Origin of the sequence: Streptomyces sp. RP5T (assembly GCF_003933965.1) — a bacterium.
Lineage (GTDB): Bacteria > Actinomycetota > Actinomycetes > Streptomycetales > Streptomycetaceae > Streptomyces.
Genome location: NZ_RSAJ01001088.1, coordinates 1 through 1,340, shown reverse-complemented (window position 1 = coordinate 1,340; position 1,340 = coordinate 1). Strand labels below are relative to the sequence as shown.

Sequence of the window (1,340 nt, the reverse complement as noted above, 5' to 3'; positions counted from 1 at the left end):
GTTCAGGTACGGGTCCACGCTGACCATGAAGTCGAGCGAGCCGAGGGCCTTGTCGAACCGGTCGCCGTCGGGGGCGGAGAGTACGGGGTTGGCGGCGACGGCGATGACCGCCCGGATCGGCTCGCCCTCGTCGGTCGCGGTGTCGATCTCCTCGGCGAGCGCGGAGAGCGGCAACTCCCCTTTCGCCTCGGGGTGCTTGCTCACTCGGGAGTGCCAACGGCCCAGCGCGAAGCCGTGGCTGGGGCCCGCGGGACGCGGCGTGCGGTCGGTGGCGGCCTGCGGGAAGAGGGCGCCGCCGGGCCGGTCGAGGTTGCCGGTGAGGATGTTGAGCACGTCGACGAGCCAGCTCGCGAGGGTGCCGTGCGGGACGGTGCAGCTGCCGATACGGCCGTATACAGCTGCCGTTGGGGCGGCGGCGAGTTCGCGGGCGAGGGTGCGGATGGTGCCGGCGTCGACGTCACAGGTGCCGGCGACGGCCTCGGGGGTGAAGTCGCCCATGGCCGAACGGAGTTCCTCGACCCCTTGGAGATGCGGGGCCAACTCCCCTGTGTCCACGAGCCCTTCCTCGAAGAGCACGTACGCCATGGCCGCGAGCAGCAGGGCGTCGGTGCCGGGCCGGATGGGGATGTGCCGGTCGGCCAGTTTGGCGGTGCGGGTGCGGCGGGGGTCGACGACGGTGAGGGTGCCGCCGCGGGCCCTGAGCGCCTTGAGCTTGCCGGGGAAGTCGGGGGCGGTGCACAGACTCCCGTTGGACTCAAGGGGGTTGGCGCCGAGGAGGAGCAGGTGGTCGGTGTGGTCGAGGTCGGGCACGGGGATGGCGTTTGCGTCGCCGTACAGCAGTCCGCTGGAGACGTGCTTGGGCATCTGGTCGACCGTGGAGGCGGTGAAGACGCTGCGGGTGCCGAGACCGGCGAGGAGAACCGGCGGGTAGAGGGCACCGGCCATGGTGTGGACGTTGGGGTTGCCGAGGACGACCCCTACGGAGTTCGCCCCGTGTCGCTCGACCACGCCCCGGATCCCGGCGGCGACGGCGTCGAAGGCCTCCTCCCAGGTGGCCTCGCGCAACTCCCCGTCACGTCGTACGAGTGGGGTGCGCAGCCGGTCGGGGTCGCCGTCCACGGCCCCGAAGGCGGCGCCCTTCGGGCAGATGAACCCCTTGCTGAACACGTCGTCGTGGTCGCCGCGGGCGCCGGTGACCCGGGTCCCCTCGACGGTGAGCGTCAGACCACACGTGGCCTCGCACAGGGGGCAGATACGCAGAGCGGTGCGGGACACGGGTCCTCCCGGGGCAGCGGTGCCTGTCCGGGTGAGCATACCGACCGGTACGGATGGAGGGGAGG

The 1,340-nt window shown here is 71.9% G+C and carries 1 protein-coding gene; it reads right to left on the bottom strand.

Annotated features, from left to right (window positions below):
- Positions 1-1,275 (bottom strand): molybdopterin-dependent oxidoreductase (locus tag EHS43_RS44670; RefSeq protein WP_148104350.1); only part of this gene is annotated, 1,275 nt, incomplete at its 3' end.
- Positions 1,276-1,340: the final 65 nt, after the last annotated feature.